This is a genomic window from Haloimpatiens massiliensis (assembly GCF_900184255.1).
Taxonomy (GTDB): Bacteria; Bacillota; Clostridia; order Clostridiales; family Clostridiaceae; genus Haloimpatiens; species Haloimpatiens massiliensis.
Genome location: NZ_LT854640.1, coordinates 2338119 through 2361907, shown reverse-complemented (window position 1 = coordinate 2361907; position 23789 = coordinate 2338119). Strand labels below are relative to the sequence as shown.

The window sequence follows — 23789 nt, the reverse complement described above, 5'->3', positions numbered from 1 at the left end:
TTCCTTCTGAATAAGGTTTATTATCTACTTTAATAGCTTCTTCAACTAAAATTGAAACAAAATATCTATCTGCTTTTTGGCTTACTGTACCACTTTTAACTATGGAGTTAACTGGAATGTATCCAAATTCTTTTAATCTAATCCAGCCTAAAGTTGGTACTTTAACCCTATGTCTTTCAATAGTCCAATCTGTTTTATTGTTCTTTGGAAAGTAAGCTTTAACATCTTGATTTTTCTTTTTCTTAAATTTAGGAAAGCCGCTTTCCCCTTTAAAAAATTTCTTAAATGCTTTTTCTCCATTCATAATGGCTTGTTTAGTAGCTTTGGAAGACACTTCTTTAATCCAAGCTTTGTCAGGATGATTAGGAATATATTTGTTATTAATCCATTTAGAAAAATCCATACCACTAATAAATTTTTTCTCTTTTTCATAAACTTCTTTATTATGAGCAATATAAAAATTGTATATAAACCTACTTACACCAATAGTTTGATGAATTTTAGTTATCTGTTCTTCTGTTGGTTTAATTTCTATTTTGTATGCTTTTTTCAACTTCTTCATCTTCCTTTATCTTTTTCTTATATTTTCTTTGTATTGCTCATAAGTATAATATCTCCTATTTGTTGGTGTTCTAAATGCTTTTAATATTCCTTCGTTATCCCATCTTTGCAATGTTCTAACTGATACATTAATTAATTCTGCAAATTCATTTGGTTTATAGTTATTATTTTTCAAATGTACTCACTTCCTTTTCATAAGTGGATTTTACTATATTTGATTACTTTTATTTATATTTTAAATAACTAAAGATATCTCCTTTCATAGTTTTGTCATAGCAAATAAATTGAAGTTTCTTTCCTACATTGAAAATCTTTAATATATTTACAGGCCTATAAATAAGTATTATATCACTTAGGCACATTCAAATAAATAATAAGTCAGTATGCTAGCCTATTTTGCGTCATACTGCGTCAGCAGAATCCGCCGATAGCCTTACTAACGACGGAACCTGCTTCCTTGTCTGACACAAAATATACTAGCATCTTTGACTTGTTATTTCTTTTCATGTACCTTATCTGGTAATATTAAATTTAAAGATTTATGAATTTTAACTTATGATTAAACTACAATAAGGTACAATGTGGTGGAATTCAGGTTCGCTAGCCTGGCGTCCTTGCCAGGCTTACGATAATTTTATCTGTCTAAAAGAAGAATTTCTAAAATTAAATTTAAACAGTTCCTTCGCTTCTTATGCAAGTTATTCCAGAGAAATTTCATAATTCAAGTAATATAATGCTTTTTGTGGGTTAATCAATTTATAACTTTATGAATTTTTTTACTATGGTAAAATGTAAATGAGGAATGAATAAGAAAAGAGAATAGATAGAAAAAGAAAATATATAGAAAAAAGAAAATATATAAGAAGAAATAATAGAGTAAGAAAATACATAAGGTACATGAAAGGAAATAACAAGTCAAATATATTAGCATACTGACTTATTATTTATTTGAATGTGCCGAAGAAAAGGATGGAGGATACTTATGATAAAATTTATAGCGACAGATATGGATGGTACATTGATAAATGACAATGGTAAAATAAATGAGCAGATATTCGACTTAATTGCTAAGCTTAATAATAAAAATATAATATTTGCAGCAGCTAGTGGAAGATTTTATTCCCAGCTTAAAGTGAACTTTCAAAAGGTCAAAAATGATATGATATTTATTGCTCATAATGGAGCATTCATAAAGTATAACAATGATGGTGAAGTTCTTTACTCAAAAAGTATTTCAAAAGAAAATGTTCAAAGTGTATTGGATTTAAAACCTAATTTAGGAGAAATATTAATTTTGGCTGGGGAAAATGAACCTCATATAGTAAATCCATCACAGTATATTATGAATATTTTTCATAAAGTTAAGGTTCCAGTGGTTATATTGAATTCTTTAGATGAAATGAAGGAGCCAGTTTATAAAATAACCTATCATATGCCAAATGGTGTCACTGAAGAGATGATAAATTATTTAAAGAAAAATCTAAACGATGAGCTTGAATTTGTTGTATCTGGCCGTGAGTGGATAGATATAATGAATAAAGGGACGAGCAAAGGAAATGCCATAAAAATTCTTCAAGAAAAATTTAATATAGATTCTAAGAACACAATGGTTTTCGGGGATTATTATAATGATTTATCTATGTTTAAAGTTGCTCATTACAGTTACGCCATGGGTAATGCTCCAGAAGATGTGAAAAAAGGGGCCAACTTTGTAGCAAAGACTAATAACGAAGATGGCGTATATACGGTTATAAAAGAGTATGCATAGTGGTACAGGGACACTCATGGGTTTGAATTTTTTCAGTTATATGAGACAAGTAACTCTGCTATGAGTGTGATTTTTACCTAGTAGTATGTTACGGGTTTGGTTTTTGTCAACTTAATCATCTCAGTAATTTCTATTTTAAAATTTATTAAAAGTATGTATGTTCTTAAAGAACTATTATCTATAAAAGCAATATAAAATGATTATCCCACAAAAAGTATCGCATTACTTGAATTATGAAATTTCATAAATTCACCACATTGTACCTTTTGTGGTTTAATCATAAAATAGATTATTTATAACAACTTTTAAGTTTCATATGTATAAAAAACTAAGTTTAAACTAGCAATATTATTTCTTTATGTTTTTATGGTATTTTAAAATACCATCAGCTATAGCTTGAGAACAAATTGCTTGTCCATTTTCTGAAATTATAAATTCCGAATCTGACATATTAGTTATAAAGCCTGTCTCAATTAGAACTGCAGAAGAAGTACTATGTTTTAATATAAATATAGATTGTTGAGTACCTTCATATTTAACTCCTCTATTTGAAGTATAATTATGACTGACCAGTTCATTTTGTATATTTTCAGCAAGTTTTTTTGATGAGATACTATTATTTTTACTCCAAGTCTCAACCCCATTAAAACTAGGGCCTGTGTTTGCATTACAATGTATTGACACCAGTAGATCTGGTTTATACTTATTTGATACATTAACTCTCTCTTTAAGGTCTTCTCGTACATTAGATGGCCAAGAAACAGTATCACTACTTCTTGTATATACAACTTTAATGTTATTTTCTTCTAAAATTTTTCCTACTTTAAGAGCAATATTTAAAGTTACATTTTTTTCATAAACTCCGGAGGGGCTTATACTCCCAACATCGTATCCTCCATGACCGGGGTCTAGACAAACTGTAAATTTCGCATTGTTTTTATCAGTAATTAGTGTATTTTGTGTGTTAATTGAAGAAAGAATGGGAAGCTTATTAAAAAGTTTTACAATAGATATGCAGATTATAATTTGAATAAAAAGTAATTTTATAATTTTTCTTTTTCTTTTTCGTTTTTTTCTTATTAATTTATTTTTCTTTTTAGAATAGGAATTCTTTAAGGGCATTTTTTCACCTCTTTTACGTTAAAGATTGATACGTGTGTTGCTTGTTATTAAAATGATATGCCACAGATGTTTTGTACTTTTTTTGCATTTGTAACAGAATTGCAAAATTTATAATTTTATTTTTTTTTATGTTATTTTTATAGAGTTAAAAAAGATTATTTTATACTCTCCTCTGTTTTTAAAAAATGCTTAATTCACATCAATTGGTGATGTTGCCATTTCTTCTATTGTATATACATCTTCGTTTATTTTCACTTTTACATATAAATTTTTATTGTTTATCCAATCGTTAGACTTCACTCCGTTAGATATAAGCCAAGCATCAATATTAACAGGTTGTACTGAGAAATCTACAAAAAACTCAAAAGAAGAATTATCATTATTTCTGATTGTAATTTCATTAATCTTATAATTTTTAAGTTTCATATCCTTTTCAACGGGAGCTTTTGTGTAATAGTTTAAATACTCAGAGAATACCTTCTTTGCTTCTTATGCAAGTCATTCCAGAGAAATTTCATAATTCAGGTAATATAATGCTTTTTGTGGGATAATCATACTATTAGTTTTTAATTGTTTATCTAGCACGCTAACAGTATAATAAAATTAGAAGTATAATGAAAATATAGTAAAAACCGAATGTAGGATAAATAAGTATGGTAGGACAAATAAGTAAAACAGATGAAGTGCAGGCAAAATGGAGGGTGTAGCATGTACAAAATAATGATAGTGGAAGACGAGGCTAAAATAAGAGATATATTAAAGGAAGCCATTGAAAAATGGGGATTTCAAGTGTATTGTGCTGAAGATTTTGGAGATGTATTTCAGGAGTTTTCCAGAATCAAGCCCCAATTGGTGATTATGGATATAAACCTTCCTGAGTATGATGGATTCTATTGGTGCAGCAAAATAAGAGAAATATCAAAGGTACCAGTGTTATTTTTATCATCTAGAAGTACAAATATGGACATTGTTATGGGTGTAAATATGGGCGGAGACGACTATCTTACCAAGCCTTTTTCAATGGAAGTGCTTATGGCTAAGATAAATGCACTTCTAAGACGGGCATACTCCTATACAGAGACCTCTACAGATACTTTAAATTATAAGGGGATAGTGCTTTCTCTAAAAGATAATATGGTATATTACAAGGAGAAAAAGTTGGAACTCACAAAGAATGAGTTTAAAATACTTTATGTGCTTATGAAAAATCATGAGAGCATAGTTAGCAGAGAAAAACTTATGCAGGAACTTTGGGAACATGAGAGCTTTATTGACGACAATACATTAACTGTTAATATAAATAGGCTTAGAAGGAAACTTAGTGAAGTTGGCATTGAGGAATTTATAAAGACAGTAAAGAATCAGGGGTATATGGTGAAATGAATTTTGTAAGATATTTAAAAGAAAACTTTAGATTGTTGATTTTTTATATTTTCTTTATGACATTTATATTTATGACTACTTACCTTGATAGAAGCAACAGAATGCTAAAGTCCAATATGTTGTATGTAATTTCTGTGTCACTTTTTATGATGATTATATATTTTGTGTGGGATTATAATGTGAGATACGGATATATAAAGAAGCTTCTTAAGTTTAAAAGAAATAAGGAAAAGGTGCCTATTTTCCCTAGGCCTATTGAGTATAAGGATGAAGTTTACGCGGAGATTTTAGAGGATTTATATAAATATTATGTTGTATCCTTAAGGGATATGGAAAATCAAGTTGTAGAGGACAATGAATTTATAACCGCATGGGTACATGAGATTAAAACTCCAATAACCACTTTAAAGCTTATTACAGATAATATGAATAATAATGGCGAAAACTTATTGTCCCTTCAGGAGGAAATTGATAAAATAGATGATTATGTTGAAAAGGTCCTTTACTATTCACGAAGTGATAACTTTTCTAAAGATTATATTATATCGGAAGTGTTTTTAGATAGTGTTGTGAAGGAAAGTGTAAAAAAGCACTCTATAATTTTCATAAGAAAACATATAAGTTTTGTTAACAATGTAGATGCTAATATGTGGGTGGATACGGATAGAAAGTGGATTCTTTTTATAGTGGATCAGCTGATTTCTAATGCGCTTAAATACACCAAGGAAAGCCCAAAGCCAATGGTTAAAGTCAGTACAGTGGAAAATGAACGGGAAAAGATTTTGATTGTACAGGACAATGGAAGGGGAATTAAGAAGGAAGATATAGAAAGATTATTTACAAAAGCCTTTACAGGAAACAATGGGAGAAATTTTAACTCAAAATCCACAGGTATGGGATTATATCTTTCTCAAAAATTGGCTAAAAAGTTAAATCACTATATAACCATAGAATCTCAGTATGGAAAGGGCACTTGTGTGTATGTGCATTTTCCCAAGTGGGAAGAAAGCATATAATAACTTCATATGACAAGAAAATGTTTATGTATAAGTGATGGAAGTGATATAATGGGAAAATTAGCACTTTGGAAAGAGGAGTAGTATGAAAGTGTAAATCGTATGCTAATATGTGATATAAAACTCATTTTAGTTTGTATAAAATGAGTTTTATAGATTTATTTTTTAGTTACAGAGTCATATTTGTATATAGTGGTTAAATATAATTATGTTGGTATATATAAAAAACACACAATAATGCAAATACTTTGCATTATTGTGTGTTTTTTTATTTTTTTAGAATTATAAATTTTGACATTTATCTCATTTAAAGTATGATACCTTTAAAGGTAGACAAGCATATCAAATGAACTATCAATATACAAATTTTTTAGGCAATTAAATTTCCATAGGAGGAATTTATGATACGAATTGAGATAAAAAGAATATTTAAAAGGAAATCCTTATATGTAGCTCTTTTAATTGGAATAGTAATAGCTAGTAACAATCATATAAAATTAAGTTGTAAGGATTTTATAGATTTTTCAAATGGAGTTTATAATAATTTGATGTTATACAATGTTGGAAAACACAAGAGAATGCTTCAAATTATATTTCCATTAATGGTTACCATTGTCTTTGCGGATTCGTATTTGGAAGATGTAAAAAGCGGTTTTATAAAAAATATAATCACCAGATATGATAAGAAAAAATATTTAGTTAATAGGTTTTTAGTGAACTTTGTTATTAGTGGATTAATTATTAGCATTCCATTTATAGTGAATTACCTATTATATGCATCTTTCATTCCTAGTATAGAGCCAAAAATATTTTTTAGTTCACCAGCTTTAGAAGCAAGGGACTTTTTACCACATATATATTATAAGCTTCCATTATTACACGTATTTATAAGAATTTTTTTATTATTTATATATGGAGGAACATTTAGCAGTATTGCTTTAGCTAGTAGTATATATTCTAGAAATAAATATGTTATTACAATTATTCCTTTTATAGTTTATATGGCCATGGATGTTATAGCTCCCATGGTATTTCCGATGGTATCAGGCTATAGATATTCTCCAATGATGTTTCTGTTTAATCCTACTGGATATAATCATATGTTTATAGCTGTTCCACTTATATTAATCACAGCTTGTTTTTCAATATTTATAATTGGAGGAATGAAAAATGAGCTTATTTAATAACTTAAAAAAGGAAATTAAGAATAAAAAAATATATTTTATTTTAATTTCAGTATTTATTTTAATTTATTCATTAGCTGTTTATTTTGCCATGTATTCATCAGAGGATAAATCAGTAATAAATATTGTTTCAACTTTAAGTGGACAAGGTGGAATGGCTGGAGGCTTAGCATGTATATATTTGTATATACCTATTTTATTCTTTGGGATTAATTCCTATATGGTAAATAGTGAGAGAAAAAGTTTCATAATAAAGATGAAAAATCGCAAAAGTATATTTAATAGTCATGTGATTTTTGTTATTGCTCTTTCAATTATTATATCCCTATTAATTATATGTTTAGGGTATTCTATTGGAGGCATATATGCAGGAGGTTTTAAAAGTTTATGGCCTAAAGATGATGTTACATACACACTTCCGCAGTATGAAGATTTAGATATACCTGCAATTTTAAATTCTATACCACTATATATGGTTATTTTGAAAACCTTCATAATAAAATTCCTGGGCTTTGCTGTAGTAGGGCTTTTGGTGGTAATTTTAAAGAATGCTATAAATAATAGTGGTGTGTTAGGATTACTCATAATATTAATTCCCTTTATAGATGTTAACTTTCTTAGTGGTTCACTATTTATGAATAAATTTTCTTTAACCATAGAAAGCTGGATTAATCCAAATGATTTTTTAATAAATATTATATATTTAATGTTCCTTTTTATGGCTTTTTACTTAATAGGTAGAGAGATTTATAAGAATAAAGATTTTATAAGTAAAGGATATTAGTGTAATGGATAATTTAAAATCGTTTAGAAATATATTAAAGCTAGATCTTATTCAAGGATTTAATTTTTATAAGAAAAAACTCATATTATTTTTAACTATTATGCTTATTTTAAATATAGGCAAAATAGTAACTATAATTAATTATAATGGAAATTTAATGGATTTATTTTTCCTTATATATAAAGACTTAATATTTAATATGTACTCAATAAATATCCCTATGAATTGGCTAATTATAAACGTCTTTATAATATTCATTTTAGGAGATTTTATTAGTGAAAATATTAAAAGAGATTCCAATTACATTTTACTTAGAAGTAAGAAAATTTCTCTATATTGGATATCAAAGTGTGCCTGGATCATTATAAATGTAGTTTTTATATATTTAATACTAATGCTTTTAACATATTTATTAGGAGGGATAGCTTTAGGATTTAGCTTAGATAGTAGTAAATTAATGAATGATGAACTGGTTATGAAAGTACCACATTTAACTATTATTATATGGATGATTATCACTTACATATTAACTTCTATAGCAATGGTATTTATTCAATGCACACTATCAATAGTTATAAATTCTAGATATTCATTTTTAATAACAACTATAATTTTAACAATGTCTATAGTATCTAAAAATAAATTTCTTATAGGAACTCATTCTATGATTTTAAGACATAATTATTTTAATATTAAAATTGGATTATCAATAACATTCTCAATTATTTATACGGTACTCATAAGTGTCATATTGATGATTTTGGGATATAAGTTATTAAAACATAAAGATTTTATATAGGATAGAGTAAAGTGAGATGTGAAAAAAATAGCCTTAAAAAATATGCTTGTGAGAGCTAAAATGGTTAAAGTTAGTGGGGTGTATTCATGAATGAAAATTATTATTTAAAAGTAGAAAACTTATCTAAGGAAATAAAGAATACAAGGGTTCTTAATAATATAAATTTAAAGCTTAATAAGGGAAAAATATATGGATTTAGAGGTAAAAATGGTTCAGGCAAAACTATGTTATTTAGAGCTTTGTGTGGATTAATAAAGCCAACAGAGGGAAAGGTAGAAATTAATGGACAAGTGTTAGGAGAGGATATTTCATTTCCTGAAAGTGTGGGGGTTATTATTGAATATCCTGGTTTTTTACCAAATTTAAGCGGCTATGAAAACCTTAAGCTTATTTCTGAAATTAATAATAAAATAGGAGAGAATGAAATTAAAGAAACTATAGCAGCAGTAGGATTAGATCCCGAGGATAAAAAGAAGTTTAAAAAATATTCATTAGGTATGAAGCAACGTTTAGGAATAGCACAAGCGTTAATGGAAAATCCAGAGCTAATAATATTAGATGAACCTACTAATGCATTAGATTCAGATGCTATATTATCAATTAAAAAATTACTTATGAATATGAAAGAAAACAATAAGTTAATTTTAATAGCAAGTCATGATAAGGAAGAATTAGGGTTTTTATCGGATGAAATCTTTTATATAGAAAATGGCTCTATTGTTGACCATGAAATACTGGGGGAGGAGCAGCAATGAAAAAAAGAAAAATAGCCATATTTTTATTAGTTATGCTGTTTGTAATATTTGGATATCGATATTACAAGGTTAACCACAATGTTCCCTTAAAATACACGATGGAGTATTACAAAGATGGAAATTATGCAGACTGTGAAGGACTTCAAATAAAAATACTTTCAACGGAAACCAGAAAATCTAATGCCAAAAATAAAGTAGGAACAGAATTTATGGAACTTGTGGTAAAGTCAGAAATTGTGAACACCACATCTGAAGTGAAAAATGCTATTAGTTTTCAAGAGTCGGATATAGTCATAGATTGTTATAGTGCTAGTACAGGCCCTCCTGAGGTTACTGGAGGAGATTTAGAAAATATTAAGCCAGGAGAAAAGTTACTTCTTACACAGGTGTATACACTTGAAAAAGAGCGTTATGAAAAAGGAAAAGATAATGTATATATGTATTTAAGAGAAAAATTATATCCTAATGAGATAAAGGAAAAATTTTACAAGGGTATAAGATATAGAAAGGCAATAAAAATTTAGGGGGAAAGTATGGATAAAAAATCTAGGGGGTATATAGTAGCAATAGTATTGACAATATTAGCTGTGTCTCTTATAGTCTATGAAGTTAAATTAAGAGGAACTAATGCTAATGTAAGTAATTCCAATAAGAAGAAGGAAGTTACAATAGTACAAAAGGAAAATCTAAAGGAAGATAATCTTAACAAGGAAATAAAACTTTCAAAGCAAGAGGAAGACGCGCTAAAAGGAGAGCCAATAGGAGAAAGAGTCAAAAATAATTTAAAGTACTCTGATAAGGAAGAAATACATTTTAAGATGATTAATGCTGTAGATAATTTTAAAACCTGTAAAGGGGAATTTACGGAAGAAGGAACTATCCAAAACTCTCGCACGAAATCCACCTTTGCAGTTGATGTGGAAAATAAATCTTCTGTATCTGTAATTGCAGAAGAAGGAAAAAAAACTATAACGTTAATTTATCATAATGATAAAAGAAAGGTTTTTGATGATAATGATAAAAGCTATAGGGAGTTTGAGGAAAGGCAGTTCAGAGGAAAGCCTACAATAGTAAGACCCATTAGATTATTTATAGAACCATCACTTAAGAGGGAGGATATTGGATATTTAGGAGTAAGTAGTAATATTATTTGTGCAGAGGTAGTTCCAACATATCTATTTATTTATGAAGATTGGAATTACACAGACTCTACCTTTTTAGGAAGAGATGTATATAAGTTAAATGGAGTAATTGATCCAAATCTATCTAGTAATATGCAAGGAAAATTTTCTTTACTTGTGGATAAAGAAACTGGAATAATACTTCAATTTTTATTACTTGATGATAATGGAAAAATAAAAGAAAAATTGGAATGTACTAAATTAGAAGTAAACACTCCAATAGATGAAAGTTCATACAATAAAAACACTTCTGGATATGTAAAAAAATAAGTTCAAGTTCACTTCTGGATATGTAAAAATGTAAAAAAATAAGTTCAAGTTCACTTCTGGATATGTAAAAATGTAAAAAAATAAGTTCAAGTTCACTTCTGGATATGTAAAAATGTAAAAAAATAAGTTCAAGTTCAAAGATGGGGACGGTTAACAACTTTTAGCTAAATTTAAAGTCTAAAAGTTGTTAACCGTCCCTGATTTATCTCCCTGATTTATCCCTGATTTATATAGAATCTCAGTATGGAAAGGGCACTTGTGTGTATGTGCATTTTCCCAAGTGGGAAAATTAGCACTTTGGAAAGAGGAGTAGTACGAAAGTATAAATCGTATGCTAATATGTGATATAAAACTCATTTTAGTTTGTATAAAAAGAGTTTTATAGATTTATTTTTTAGTTACAGAGCCATATTTGTGTATATGGGTTAAATATAATTATGTTAGTATATGAAAAACACATAATATTGCAAATATTTTGCATTACTGTGTGTTTTTTTTTTTTTTTTTTTGAAATTATAAATTTTGACATTTATCTCATTTAAAGTATGATACCATTTAAAAGTAGACAAGCATATCAAATGAACTATTAATATATAAATTTTTTAGGAATGTAAGTAGAAAATACCTCTCGATAGAGAGTATAACTTGAACTTTATATTTTTAGCAATCAATTATATTATCTTAAGGAGTTTAAAACAATTGGCGATACCATACCATCAAAAGCCTAGCGGTTAAAGAACTAGTATATTTTGTTTATAGGATAACTATAAGTATCAGTAATGTAATAATATTCATATATATAAATATTTATCTATAAATGGATTTTTAGCTTTTAAAATTAAAAAAAGTAAGTCTATTTATCTAAATTAAGCGATAAAAACGCTTAAAAAATATCATTAAGATCCTTAACTGTATGTTTTATGTAGGTGTAGATAATACGGTTTGGATAATATATTTTAAAAAAAATGAGGAGGAACTATAATGAAAAGAAAAGCTTTATTATTAACTGCAGCATTAACAATTTTTTCAAGTGTAGGTGTTTTGGCGGCTACGGGAACAGATAGAACATGGAGTGCGTCTCTTCCACATGATAATGGAAATGTGTATTTTGCTATTCGAGACAAGGAGACTAGGGAAACACAAGGTTATGTGAAGGCAACTGAGTTAGATGGAACTCCAGGAGTAAATGCATGGTTTAACACTGGTTCTCATTCAAGACCAATAAAAATAACTGATATCGCAGGAGTTACTACTGAAAATGTTGTTTATAATGTAAGATATAGAAGTAATTCTGCTGTTGGTACTGAGGTGTTTTTAGGAATTGAAGATAAGGAAGATACTTGTATTATTAATAATGATGCTGCTGGCACTGTAAATTACAAGTAGTGTTTAAAAGGAGCTGTCGCATTAAGAAATTTACATACAATATACTGTTTTGCAAGTTTAAACTTAACACAATATATTGTAGTATTTATTTTTAGTGCGACAACCCCTTCTAATATTAGGATTAATTAAAAAATAAATATAATAAACGTTATAAGTTGTTAAGAAAATTGTTATATTGATATATTTTAGAGATGAGCATAATTGATAAAAAATCAAATGATTAAAGTAAAATAGTTCCAAATTTTCTTGAGCGGAGCTTGTTGAGAAGAATTTGAAGTAGAGATTAATAATAAAAAAAGCAAAAAGGGCAGACTACTCCCATAGTAAAAAACAATGTTAAAAAATGTATTTTGATTAAGCTGTTCTTTTAAATCCCGATAGGGATTTGGATTTATCTATACAATCAGATTTTATAGCAGCAAGTGCAACGGTTAAAAGGCAAATGTGTCCAATAGTATTTAGATTAGTAACAGAGTTAATATTTCTAACATGAGCTTGTTCAGTATTGAGATTTTTCCATCTTGAATTGTATCTTTCAGATTCAGTTCTTAAGCTATATATTTTCTTGAAAAATATAGAATTACGATTGATAGAAGCTCTATAATCAGTTCCAATGCTTATGTATTTTACACAACCTCTGTTTTTCTTACCATTAAAATATTTTTTATGCTTACATGGACATAATGAATCATCTTTTGATTTTCTATAAGGACAACAGAATTTTTGCTTAATATAGGAATCAAAGTATTGTTTGCCATCTTTATGCATGGCTAAACCGCCATTGCATATAACATTACCTGTAGATGTTAAACTATTTTTCTTAGTGCCACGCTTATTTAAGGCAATGAAAGCAAGCCCTTTAAGGGTGTTACGAATAAAATCATGATTTTGCTTTGAATCATAGCCTTTATCAGCAATAATGTAACTGTCTTTTAGTGAAAACCATTCATTTGTAGCAGTAAGAATTTCTATAAAATTAGAAATTTCATTGATATCGGCAGTTGTAGTAAATTCAGCAATAGGAAGACCCGATATAGCATCACAAATAACATGATTTTTGTATCCCCAGTAAAATTCATAATTTTTCTTTGATTTATTGGGTTTATCCTCTGAAACTTGAACATTCAAGGAGTTATTAGCAGTATGAACTCCTAGTTTACAATCTTTATCAGAAGATGGAGGATTCTTTTTAGAAAACTTGTTACTTGAAAAAGATTTGGGATTATTAAATTTAGTATTAGCTTTAACAGGAGTGGCATCAACAGATACAAAATTGTTATCAATAAAACCTAACTCCTTAAGAACATTAACTTGATTTTTCATGATTTCTTTAAGATAAGAGTTAGATAAATTTTTAATAAATCTCTGAAAAACCCAGTATGAAGGTAAAGATTTAAGAATGTTAAAACCACAAAGTTGGGCTATAATTAAATTATTTTCTAAAAAATCTTTAAGATCAGTAATTTGGGCAAACTTCTCACATTTCATGACGATGAAAGCTCTAAAAAGAGCATGGCGTGAAAATCCAGTAGGGCCATATTTAGAAGGAACCCTATCGGGTAATGGAGATAAATCAAGATTATCAAAGATTTTTGTATAAAAATTGATAAGCTTTTGAGAAGTAAAAAGTTCAATTATGTTAAAGATTTCTTGACGTTGGTACATAGAGGTTTCCTCCTTATTGTTTTTATATTATGTGTGGTAATATAGTATAATTCGACAAAAATGTGAGGAAATCCTATGATATATATTTGAGTGATTAAAAAAAAATAGCCCTACGGGGCTAGTGATATCAAGGCCTTAGAGTTATGCTCAAGGCTAATATATTTGGATATTGAGGTGATGGCGTGATAAAATTAGTTAAATTAGAGATTTGTAAATGTATAAAAAGGACAGAATTTAAAATAGCTTTCTCAGCTGTATTTTGTGCAGTTTTTCTTGACTATGCAATTCTTTGTAAGGGTTATTATGGAGCGGCATTATCAAAAGTAATGTCTGCATATGATGGAATTATACTTACAAACTTAGTTAAAACACCTTTATCTCCAATAGTAGGTATTTTATTACCATTGACAGTAAGTTTTATTTACTCAGATTCTTATTTACAAGAGAGAAATTGGGGATTAAGTAACTTTATCAATACAAGAATAAGTAAAAATAAATATATTTTAGCTAAGGCTATTGCAATTGCTATTGTAAGCTTTTTTATAATATTCATACCATTGATAATGAATATGCTATTGGCAATTATTGCATTTCCAATTCAAGGTCATAATACATTTGGACTACCAGATTATAAAAAACTTTCTTATATAGATCCCGGTATTATACTAAATAGACTAAAGACATATTATCCGTATATTAATATCTTTATTTTTATTATAATAAGATCTTTATTTGCATCTAGTTTTGCACTAATTTCTTTTGGAATGTCGTTTTTGAATAGGATTAATAAATATTTAGTAATATTATCTTCTATGGTTATTAATATTTTGTTTATGGTTTCAACAGATGTTTTGTCGAGAATCATACCTAGTAAAAGTATTTCTAGAGCAATAGGAACTAATATTTTATGGACCAATAGTTATGGTAACTTTATATGGCTGTTATCTATAATGTGTATGTATTTTATTATTAGTTTTATATTGATATGGAAAGGCACTAAAAAAGAGATTTTATAATATTGGAGGGTGTAAAAGTTGTGATGAAAATAACTAAAGGAGAAGTATTTTTATATTTGGCTGTTTTTTTATTGGCACTTTTTAATAAATTTATAGGATCAGTTACAGATGCGAAACTTATATATATGGCGATAGTAAATAGTAAAATAGTCACGTTATTATATATACCCATATTTTTATTTATACTGCTACAGATATTTTCAAAAAGAATGACATCTGAACTGATAGTACGATATGAAAATATATGTAATTGGAGCAGTTCAAATCTTAAAATAATTGTTATGCTAAGTATAAGATTTTGCGTGATTTTTAATCTAATAACATCGGCATTTATGATTTCCTGTAGTAAGGATTTATTATTTAATAGAAGCTTTTTAATTTTTAATTATATATCATTAATAATCCAGATTGTTGGATGGTCTCTAATTGGTATGTTATTTCTTAGTGTAATTTCTCTGGTAAATAACATTAAGTTAGCGTATATGTTTGTTGTTGTTTTTTTTCTGGCTATAGAATTAATTATGTCTCCTTTATCTTTTTTGCCTATTAGAAATTATATAATACCAATTTGGAATACAATGTTTTTTTACGATTTGAATAGGGGGTATATGATTATGATAAAGTATTTATTTATGAATATAGCTATTATAGTAACATTATTTATTTTATATAATTTTTTATTAAAAAAAAGGGATATTAGGATAGAAAGGTGATATTTATGAAGATATATAATGGAATTGCTAAGCGGACTTTTGTGATTATACTTATATTTTCAGTAATATATAATTTCTTAAGTTTATTTTTCTACAGCAAAAATATAGAAACGATAAATGATTTTATCACCTTTGCATATGGGTATGTAGATTTATGGCATATAAATAATATTGTAAATATAGTATATTGGGTGCTGCCACAATTAATTTTGATAATATATTTAGGTGATTATATAGAAGTTAGATTGTTAAATAATGCAGCTTTAATTTTTACAAGAACTAATATGAAAATAAATATTTTATTAAAATTTATTAGAGAATTATTTATGAAAATATACTGTTTTTATTTGCTTCAATTTATATTAGTACTAATAATAGGAGGAATATTAGGTGTAAAATTATTTATCAATACAGATACTGTCTTTATGATGACTAGAGTTATTTTATACAATTTTCTTATCATATTAATTGTTAATAGTAGTTCAATATTATATAAATCTATATATGGAGTGTATTTAGTATTAATTATTCAGTTAGGTATGTTGTACTTATCAAAGCTTATATTAAATTGGAATAAATATTTTTTAAAATATCTATTTACTACTAATACGCTATTATCATTAAATAGGTACGGTATAGGTATTGATAACCATATCTCATTGTTATATTTATTTATACTTATACTAGTGGTACTTATTATAACTTTAAAAGTATTCAAAGAAAAAGAGATTTTATACTAATTGTTTCTATAAGTTTATAGGTTATTTTATAGAAGTATTAGGGAGAATTTATATATTTGGAGGTAAATGATGAGAACTATTGAGGTAAATAACGTATCGAAAGTAATTAATGGAACACCAATATTAAAAGACATAAATCTTGTATTTGAGGAGAAAAAAATTTACGGTGTATATGGACATAATGGTTCAGGAAAAACCATGTTATTTAGAACTCTTAGTGGATTAATAAAACCAACAACAGGCACAATAAATATATTTGGTCAACAGTTACATAAAGATATGGATTTCCCCAAAAGTATAGGAGTGCTAATAGAAAACCCCAAATTTTGGCCAAATTATACAGGAAAAGAAGTATTAAAAACTTTAGCAAATATTAAAAGAATTATAAGTGATGAAGGTATTTCAAAGTCTCTAGAGAGAGTTGGACTTGATAATAATGACTTGCGAATTGTAAGAAAATATTCTTTAGGAATGAGACAAAGATTGGGAATAGCACAAGCTATTATGGAGAAACCGGATATTATTATTTTAGATGAACCTACGAGTGCATTAGATGAAAATGGTGTTAATTTAATATATAATATTTTATTGGAAGAAAAAAAACGAGGTGCAGTTGTAATAATATCTAGTCATAATAAGGTAGATATTGATACTTTATGTGACTATAAAATAAAAATAGATGGAGGAAAAATTGTTGATATAAGTTGATATAATAGGAGGATAAAATATATGAATAAAAAAAATATAGCTTTCACTATTATTTTTATGAGTGTATTTGTCAGTATGATAGTTTTAGGTATCCTTACAAGAAGAAGTTATGTAAACGATATAGATGCAAATAGATATTTTAACGATAAGAGTATAAATTTATCTATATCTACATATGAAGAAGATATTACAAAAGTGTTTACAAAATTTGAAAATTTAAATTCTATGAGAGATTTAGAGAAAGTTTCTCCGATAATAGTTAGGGTACAAGTAGATTCACAAGCACCCAGAAATAGGTATTATTTAACTACTTTAACAACAGTAAAAATTATTAAAGTGTATAAAGGAGATATTAATGAGGAGCTAATTTCTATATTTGAGCCTATAGATGTTATAAATATGACAGATACAGATAATATGGTTGGTTCTCTTGATGGCTATAATTGGATGAATAAAGACAAAGAATATATTTTATTTCTTAGACCGCTGAAAGATTCTCATTATGGACATGGAGATATAGTTTATCTGCCAACTTCTACTATATTAAGTAAATACCAAATTGATGAAAGTAAGGTTTCGAAATTAGATAAAGACAAAATTTTAAGTACAAACTTAAAATATACCAGTGTAAGTGGGCAAGAAGTTTTTCTTTATGAAGATAAAAGTGTAGATAAGTTTAATTATTTTAAAAAGGTAGTTTTAGATAAATATAAATAAAATTTTTTTAATAGTTGTAATTGCCGGCTTATGTAAAGCTATAAGCTTGTGGTATATTAAAAATATAATATTAAAAATTGATAATTCCTAGGAATTTTAATATTACAAAAATGTAAGTTTAGAGAGCAAAATGTAAGGTCAAAAAATGGCTGAACATTTTGCTTTTTTATATAATATAAGTGTAAGTGAAGGAGCCATAATGAAATTAGTTAGCTAGTAAATGGAGTTTAAGTAGAATGGGATAAGGATAAAGAAATTAGTTGGCTAGTTAGTTGTCTAGTGTGTAATTAACAAGTAAGTATATAGTTGTGGATAAGTTAATAAGTTTGGACGTATAGTTGGGGACAAGTTGACAAGTTAGGGAAAAGTAGAGGATAAAATAGAGAAAAAGTAGGGGACGGTTAATAAGTTTTAGGTCTTGGAAAGGGAAAATAAATAGTATAGAGAGGAAGTTTGTAAAATGGAAGTATTAAACATACAGAATTTAAGAAAAGTTTATGGTTCAAGATTTGGCGGAGTAAAATATACTGCTCTAGATAATATAGATTTAAAGGTTAATGAAGGTGAGTTTGTAGGAATAATGGGACCATCAGGTTCAGGAAAGACAACCTTTTTAAACGTTATTTCAACCATTGACAAACCTACATCAGGTAAGGTGGAGATAGATGGAAGAGATATATCACAGCTTAGAGAACCACATTTGTCAGCATTTAGAAGGGATAAACTTGGATTTATATTTCAGGATTTTAATTTGCTGGACAATATGACACTTAAGGAAAACATTGTATTGCCTCTTGCTTTATCAAATACATCCTATGGGGAAATACAAAAGAGATTAAAAGAAATTACGTCCAAGCTAGGTATAAGTGAAGTTTTAAATAAACATCCATATGAGGTGTCAGGAGGACAGAAACAGCGTGCCGCCGCAGCAAGAGCCATTATATCTAATCCATCACTTATACTAGGAGACGAGCCTACGGGTGCTTTGGATTCAAAATCATCCAAGGAGCTTTTAAGTGCTATGCAATATCTTAATGAAAAAAATAAAGCCACAATACTTATGGTAACCCATGATGCATTTGCTGCATCCTATTGTAAAAGAGTTATATTTATAAAAGATGGAAAGTTATTTAATGAAATATATAAGGGAGATATGTCTAGAAAGGAATTTTATCAAAAATTATTGAAGGTGTTGTCTGTAATCGGAGGTGACATTGATGAAAATATTTAGAATGGCCATTAGAAATATTAGGAGTAATTTTAAAAATTATTGGGCTTATTTTTTAAGTTCATCCTTCAGTGTTTTTATTGTTTATCTTTTTATGTCTATTTTATACAGCAAAAATATACAGGACAATTTAGGCGGAGTAAAAAAGTTTATAATACTTTTTAATGTGGGAGCCACTATGATTGCATTGTTTTCAGCTTTTTTCATATGGTATTCTAACTCATTTTTTATTAAATCGAGAAAGAAAGAATTTGCCACATATATGCTGCTAGGTATGTCTAAAAAGCAAGTATCTAGACTAAATTTTTTAGAAAATATATTGATAATGCTAGCATCTCTAGTAACAGGAGTTATATTGGGATTAGTATTTACAAAGTTTTTCATCATGCTTCTATTTTTTATAATTAAGGTTTCAGCAGATGTGCCTTTTCAGTGGAATTTAAAGGCATTAAAAATTTCTGTTTTAATATTTTTAGGAATTTTTGCGGTAATAACAGTACATGGAGCATTTGTGGTAAGGAAAAGCAATCTTATAGATCTTTTTAATGCATCAAAAAAGGTGGAGAAGGGACTTAAAGTGTCTTTTGTTACCATTGTATTTGGTATATTGGCTATGATTTCTATGGGTGTAGGCTATTATATAGCTATTAAAAAGTTGCCTACAGATATTACAAAGTCACCTATAGTAGTGCTTTTAGTTGTAGCAGGAATAATATTATTTTTTACATCTACTACATCTTTAATAATTCATATAAATAAGAAAAATGAGAGGAAGCTTTTTAGAGGTACAAAACTTATATCAGTGTCTCAGTTATATTATAGATATAGGGGCAATGCAGGTGCACTTAGCACAATAGCAATAACTACAACAGTGGCACTTTGCGCACTTGTTACTTGCGTAGGAACTTATACAAGATGTGAACAGAATTCAAGATACATGAGACCTCTGTCTGTAGAATATTTTAATGTGGACAAGGCTCAGAGTAATTTTGATAGCATATTAAAAAACCATAATGAAATATCAGTTAAGTATAAAGATAATATTGAGTTTCTTAACATTGTAGAGGTTGATAAAAGTTCAGAAATAACACGAAATTTTTATGTAATAAATGAAAGTAAATTTGATAAATTAAGTGAGCATGAGGGCATTGAACGTAAAGCTAACCTTAAATCTGATAGTGATTGCTATTTTATTCAAATTAATAATTTCGTCCAAAATGAAGTAGTTTCAAGTGAAAAAATTACTTTGAAAGTTGGAAAAAAGGACTATAAAATGAATGTGGCAGGATCAGATGGAACGCCATTTATATCGTTGGATCATTTTAATAAGACTGTGGTAGTTACAGATAATGTATATAATGAAATGAAAAACAATGTTAGTAAAAGAAACATTATTAGTATGACAGGATACACTTTTAAAGATGATTTTTCTTCTGGAAAATTTGTAGATGATTTAGCTAAAAACATGTCTAAAGATAGTGGACTGCGTACATTTTATGATCATTACAGCGATGGATTAAAGCTTTTAGGAATGATGGCTTTCATAGGTCTATTTATAGGAATATTATTCATCATGGCTACAGGAAGCATAATATATTTTAAAATGACCATGGAAGCTAGAGAAGATAAGAGTAAATATAAGATTCTTAGAAATATAGGAGTAAGTAAAAAAGAAATAAAGAAGGCAATATCAAAAGAATTATTAGTTTTATTTGGAGCACCACTTGTGGTTGCAATTATAAGCACATATCCTGCAACTTATGCTCTTGAGAAAATGATGTTCCTTGATCTTATGAAGAGCTACGCAGTAATATCCCTTGTATATGCTGCAATCTATTGTTTATACTACTTTGTCACCTTGAATTCCTACGTAAAGACTGTGGAATAGCAAGGGAAAACTGGGGACGGTTAAGAACTTCTATATTTTTATTTTATAACTGGGAAAATTGAATTATGTAAATATTAAAAGAAGAATAGGTAAATAGAATGGGAAGTGTGTGAAATGAAAAAACTAGTGGGCTTTGTAATAACTTTACTTTTAGTTCTTTCATGTATTAGCTTATTAGGTTGCTCAAAAATAAAGAAACTTGCAACTAATGCTCGTAAAAATATGGAAATTGAAAAGAATCTGCCAAAGTATATTTTGAATGAAGAAAATTTTAAGGAGGTTTCCTATGAAGGCAGGGTTTACTGTATTAAAGAAGAGTCATTTGCTGTTGATGATTTAGATAAGCCTATAGGGAGGATTTCTCAGCGTGTTACAATAGATGCCAATAATAAAAAGTTAAGTAAAGAAGAACTTAGAAAGATTTATGTAGTTCCATCAGAAGATTTAAAGAAAGAGAGAATTGATTTGAATTTTGGATGGATATATAATGTTAAGAATACGGATTCTAAGGAGGTTATTGCTATTGTTGTAAATCAAAACCTTAGAAAAGCAGAGATAAAGAAATAAACAAGGATAAAGGTAGAGTGCACCACAATTTAAGTCAGTAAAAATTAGAAAATATATTTTTGGTAACGTACAAAAAATGCATAAAAATTAATATAAACAAAGGCAGATTCCAACTACAAAGATGCCATAAAGATACCAGCAAAGATAGGTTTGCTGGTATTAATTTTACTATATTGTGATTAAACCACAATAAGGTACAATGTGGTAGAATTATGAAATTTCTCTTCCATGACTTGCATAGAAGCTCGGAACAATAAATTTAATTTAAGAAATTCTAATCTTTTAGCCATATAAAATTATCTAACGCTCACATTTAGCGTCCTGCCTCAGGTTCGCTAGCCTGGCGTCCTTTTAAGGGTTACGATAATTTTATCTGTCTAAAAGAAGAATTTCTAAAATTAAATTTAAACAGTTCTTTCGCTTCTTATGAAAGTCATTCCATAGAAATTTCATAATTCAAGTAATGTAATGTTTTTGTGGGATAATCAATTTATTTATTTTCTAAATCTTTAACAATTAAAGTATAAACGTAATTATTTACAAAATGTTGTTCTTTATTAAACTTTAATTTTCAATTGTTCATTAATTTCTTTTGGAGTAGTAACCTTAATTTAAAAAAATCACCTTATAAAATAAGTGCATTATTTTTATAATGTTGCAAATGAAAGGGCTAGGATGGGTATACTATATAATATAAAAGTATAGTATACAAGCGAGGTGAATAATAATGGGTACTATGATTAAAACAGTAAAACAATATTCTCATGAATTAGATGATAACATAATAAAAGAATTATCATTTATAGGAAACAACTATAGAAATGTAAAGAATTATGTATATTCAAGATATAGCGGAATTAATAGTATCCCATTATTAAAAAAAGATAGACAAATAAGAGATGGGTGGGTAAAAACAGAATTTGCAGAACAATGGAAATTACCTGCGAGATATTGGAAATTAGCTTTAAGTGAAGCTTTTGGAAATATTAAAACTGAGTGGACTAATATCAAGAATAGAGTTAAAGAACAATGTAAAGCAAATAATAATTTATCAAATGAAGATAGGCATTATATTAATTATATTCTTAAATTCAATGATTATTATTATAAAGTATTAACGAATAAATCTTTTGAGATTCCTAAAATATTTAGACATAAAAACTTAAATTATAAATATCTTAATAGTCTTATTAAAAGATATACAAGAAGATATAAAGAAAAGATACCATATTCTAAAACCGGAAGAGCATTTTCTATTGATACAGGTTTATATAGGTATAAAGATGGATGTATAAATATTACATCTACTAAGAAAGGCAAAAGATTATCTATTAAATTAACTGATAACAATCAATATGATAGAACCCTGACAGTTAAAAGAATAGATAATAAAATAGAAATTGACTGTCCTTTAAAAATTAAAACAAAGGTAAATCACAATAAAGAAAATATCATAGGAATAGATAAAGGTTATAGATATTTGTTTGCAGTATCAAGCGATGAATTTTATGGTGAAAATATTAATAATTATCTTAATAAGGAAACTGAAAGATTAAGTAAAGTTAATGAAAATAGAAATAGATTTTGGGCTTTATATAGTCAATATTTAGAACAAGACAATATTAAGAAAGCCAATACCATAAAAGAAAATAACTTAGGTAAAGTAAAATATAATCACAATAAAAAGAAGCATGACCAAACTGTTAAAGCCTATATAAATTATTCACTAAATCAGTTAATAAATATAGAAAAACCTACTGAAATAGTTATGGAAAATCTAGATTTTGTTAATTGGAATGATAGGTATCCTAAATCAGTAAAACGTAAATTATCAAGGTGGATAAAGGGATATATAAGAGAAAGGCTAGAATATAAGTGTAATTACAATAGGATTAAATATATTTATATTAATCCAGCTTATACAAGCAAAGTTTGTAATGTATGTGGAAGTTTTGGTAAAAGATATGGTGATGTGTTTACTTGTCCTAAATGTGGTGAAATTCATTCTGATACTAATGCAAGTAAAAATATATTAAAAAGAAAATATGATAAAGAAATTACGTTGTATACAAATTATAAAAAAGTTAAAGAGATTTTAGAAAATGGAGTTAGTTAATTTAAATTGATGTAAATGATATAAATATAAAGGAATATTTAATCACAAATGTATGTACCCTATGAAAATAGAGCATGCATTTTATCAGAAATGAGGGTTAAATAATTCTTTCATTGTAAAATTTTAAAATACGGTTGTAGGATAGTAAATGATTTTAAATTGAAATATTTAAAAGATTTTACGAACTGGTACATCCAAGACTTTAAGCCACCATAAGGTGTG

At 27.5% G+C, this 23789-nt stretch carries 22 protein-coding genes and 1 pseudogene; 18 read left to right on the top strand and 5 right to left on the bottom strand.

All coding sequences use genetic code 11. The features are described 5' to 3' along the window. Both C1715_RS19090 and C1715_RS19085 read right to left on the bottom strand, forming a co-directional pair. On the bottom strand, positions 1–562 hold a 562-nt coding region (locus tag C1715_RS19090; protein WP_180964152.1), incomplete at its 3' end, for an RNA-guided endonuclease InsQ/TnpB family protein. Then, positions 540–736: pseudogene (locus C1715_RS19085) on the bottom strand (MerR family DNA-binding transcriptional regulator); the annotation flags it as partial. The gene C1715_RS19090 and the pseudogene C1715_RS19085, both read right to left, overlap by 23 nt. An 807-nt stretch (positions 737–1543) precedes the next feature. On the opposite strand from C1715_RS19085, the gene C1715_RS19080 reads away from it, so the two are divergent. Further along, the gene (locus C1715_RS19080) at positions 1544–2329 is read left to right on the top strand and encodes an HAD family hydrolase (RefSeq protein ID WP_102401907.1); all 786 of its coding nucleotides are present in this window, start codon (positions 1544–1546) and stop codon (positions 2327–2329) included. Between the two features lie 348 nt (positions 2330–2677). Here the strand turns inward: C1715_RS19080 and C1715_RS19075 are convergent, their stop codons facing one another. Both C1715_RS19075 and C1715_RS19070 read right to left on the bottom strand, forming a co-directional pair. Next, positions 2678–3451: an N-acetylmuramoyl-L-alanine amidase family protein gene (locus C1715_RS19075; protein ID WP_102401906.1), complete on the bottom strand. Its 774-nt coding sequence runs from the start codon at positions 3449–3451 to the stop codon at positions 2678–2680. A 189-nt stretch (positions 3452–3640) separates the two neighbouring features. Then, positions 3641–3877, bottom strand: a complete 237-nt coding sequence (locus tag C1715_RS19070) for a hypothetical protein (protein ID WP_102401905.1) — start codon at positions 3875–3877, stop codon at positions 3641–3643. 282 nt (positions 3878–4159) lie between these two features. Between C1715_RS19070 and C1715_RS19065 the strand changes: the two genes are divergently transcribed. From C1715_RS19065 to C1715_RS19025, 9 genes are all read left to right on the top strand, one after another. Further along, on the top strand, positions 4160–4834 hold the full coding sequence (locus C1715_RS19065) for a response regulator transcription factor (RefSeq protein WP_102401904.1): 675 nt from the start codon (positions 4160–4162) through the stop codon (positions 4832–4834). Then, positions 4831–5850 carry a sensor histidine kinase gene (locus C1715_RS19060; RefSeq protein ID WP_102401903.1) on the top strand — a complete coding sequence of 340 codons (1020 nt, stop codon included), beginning with the start codon at positions 4831–4833 and terminating at the stop codon, positions 5848–5850. The genes C1715_RS19065 and C1715_RS19060 overlap by 4 nt, the downstream gene beginning before the upstream one ends. A 401-nt stretch (positions 5851–6251) precedes the next feature. Continuing rightward, positions 6252–7034, top strand: a complete 783-nt coding sequence (locus C1715_RS19055) for a hypothetical protein (protein WP_102401902.1) — start codon at positions 6252–6254, stop codon at positions 7032–7034. Next, the gene (locus C1715_RS19050) at positions 7021–7818 is read left to right on the top strand and encodes a hypothetical protein (RefSeq protein ID WP_102401901.1); all 798 of its coding nucleotides are present in this window, start codon (positions 7021–7023) and stop codon (positions 7816–7818) included. Before C1715_RS19055 ends, C1715_RS19050 begins: the two co-directional genes overlap by 14 nt. A gap of 4 nt (positions 7819–7822) precedes the next feature. Beyond that, a complete protein-coding gene (locus C1715_RS19045) occupies positions 7823–8617 on the top strand; it encodes a hypothetical protein (protein ID WP_102401900.1) in 795 nt (264 codons plus the stop codon). A gap of 86 nt (positions 8618–8703) precedes the next feature. Further along, positions 8704–9372 (top strand): ATP-binding cassette domain-containing protein, encoded by a 669-nt coding sequence (locus C1715_RS19040; RefSeq protein WP_102401899.1) that lies wholly within the window; start codon positions 8704–8706, stop codon positions 9370–9372. Then, a complete protein-coding gene (locus C1715_RS19035; RefSeq protein WP_102401898.1) occupies positions 9369–9896 on the top strand; it encodes a hypothetical protein in 528 nt (175 codons plus the stop codon). Before C1715_RS19040 ends, C1715_RS19035 begins: the two co-directional genes overlap by 4 nt. A gap of 9 nt (positions 9897–9905) precedes the next feature. Continuing rightward, positions 9906–10823, top strand: coding sequence for a hypothetical protein (locus C1715_RS19030; RefSeq protein WP_102401897.1), 918 nt, complete (start codon positions 9906–9908; stop codon positions 10821–10823). A gap of 981 nt (positions 10824–11804) precedes the next feature. Continuing rightward, positions 11805–12209, top strand: coding sequence for a hypothetical protein (locus C1715_RS19025; protein WP_102401896.1), 405 nt, complete (start codon positions 11805–11807; stop codon positions 12207–12209). Positions 12210–12563: 354 nt separating this feature from the next. Here the strand turns inward: C1715_RS19025 and C1715_RS19020 are convergent, their stop codons facing one another. Then, positions 12564–13874, bottom strand: coding sequence for a transposase (locus C1715_RS19020; protein WP_102400152.1), 1311 nt, complete (start codon positions 13872–13874; stop codon positions 12564–12566). Positions 13875–14056: 182 nt separating this feature from the next. Between C1715_RS19020 and C1715_RS19015 the strand changes: the two genes are divergently transcribed. The 8 genes from C1715_RS19015 to C1715_RS18975 all read left to right on the top strand — a co-directional run bounded on the left by C1715_RS19015 (position 14057) and on the right by C1715_RS18975 (position 23567). Continuing rightward, positions 14057–14890 (top strand): hypothetical protein, encoded by an 834-nt coding sequence (locus C1715_RS19015; protein ID WP_102401895.1) that lies wholly within the window; start codon positions 14057–14059, stop codon positions 14888–14890. Positions 14891–15608: 718 nt separating this feature from the next. Continuing rightward, positions 15609–16343: a hypothetical protein gene (locus C1715_RS19005; RefSeq protein WP_102401893.1), complete on the top strand. Its 735-nt coding sequence runs from the start codon at positions 15609–15611 to the stop codon at positions 16341–16343. Between the two features lie 69 nt (positions 16344–16412). Beyond that, entirely contained in the window at positions 16413–17051 is a 639-nt protein-coding gene (locus tag C1715_RS19000; RefSeq protein ID WP_102401892.1) for an ABC transporter ATP-binding protein, read from the top strand. Between the two features lie 21 nt (positions 17052–17072). Next, positions 17073–17768, top strand: coding sequence for a hypothetical protein (locus tag C1715_RS18995; RefSeq protein WP_102401891.1), 696 nt, complete (start codon positions 17073–17075; stop codon positions 17766–17768). Positions 17769–18228: 460 nt separating this feature from the next. After that, entirely contained in the window at positions 18229–18999 is a 771-nt protein-coding gene (locus C1715_RS18990) for an ABC transporter ATP-binding protein (RefSeq protein ID WP_102401890.1), read from the top strand. Beyond that, on the top strand, positions 18986–20884 hold the full coding sequence (locus tag C1715_RS18985) for an FtsX-like permease family protein (protein ID WP_102401889.1): 1899 nt from the start codon (positions 18986–18988) through the stop codon (positions 20882–20884). The genes C1715_RS18990 and C1715_RS18985 overlap by 14 nt, the downstream gene beginning before the upstream one ends. Before the next feature lie 114 nt (positions 20885–20998). After that, positions 20999–21451: a NisI/SpaI family lantibiotic immunity lipoprotein gene (locus C1715_RS18980; protein ID WP_102401888.1), complete on the top strand. Its 453-nt coding sequence runs from the start codon at positions 20999–21001 to the stop codon at positions 21449–21451. 727 nt (positions 21452–22178) lie between these two features. Continuing rightward, positions 22179–23567: an RNA-guided endonuclease TnpB family protein gene (locus C1715_RS18975; protein ID WP_102401887.1), complete on the top strand. Its 1389-nt coding sequence runs from the start codon at positions 22179–22181 to the stop codon at positions 23565–23567. The last annotated feature ends 222 nt before the right edge of the window (positions 23568–23789 follow it).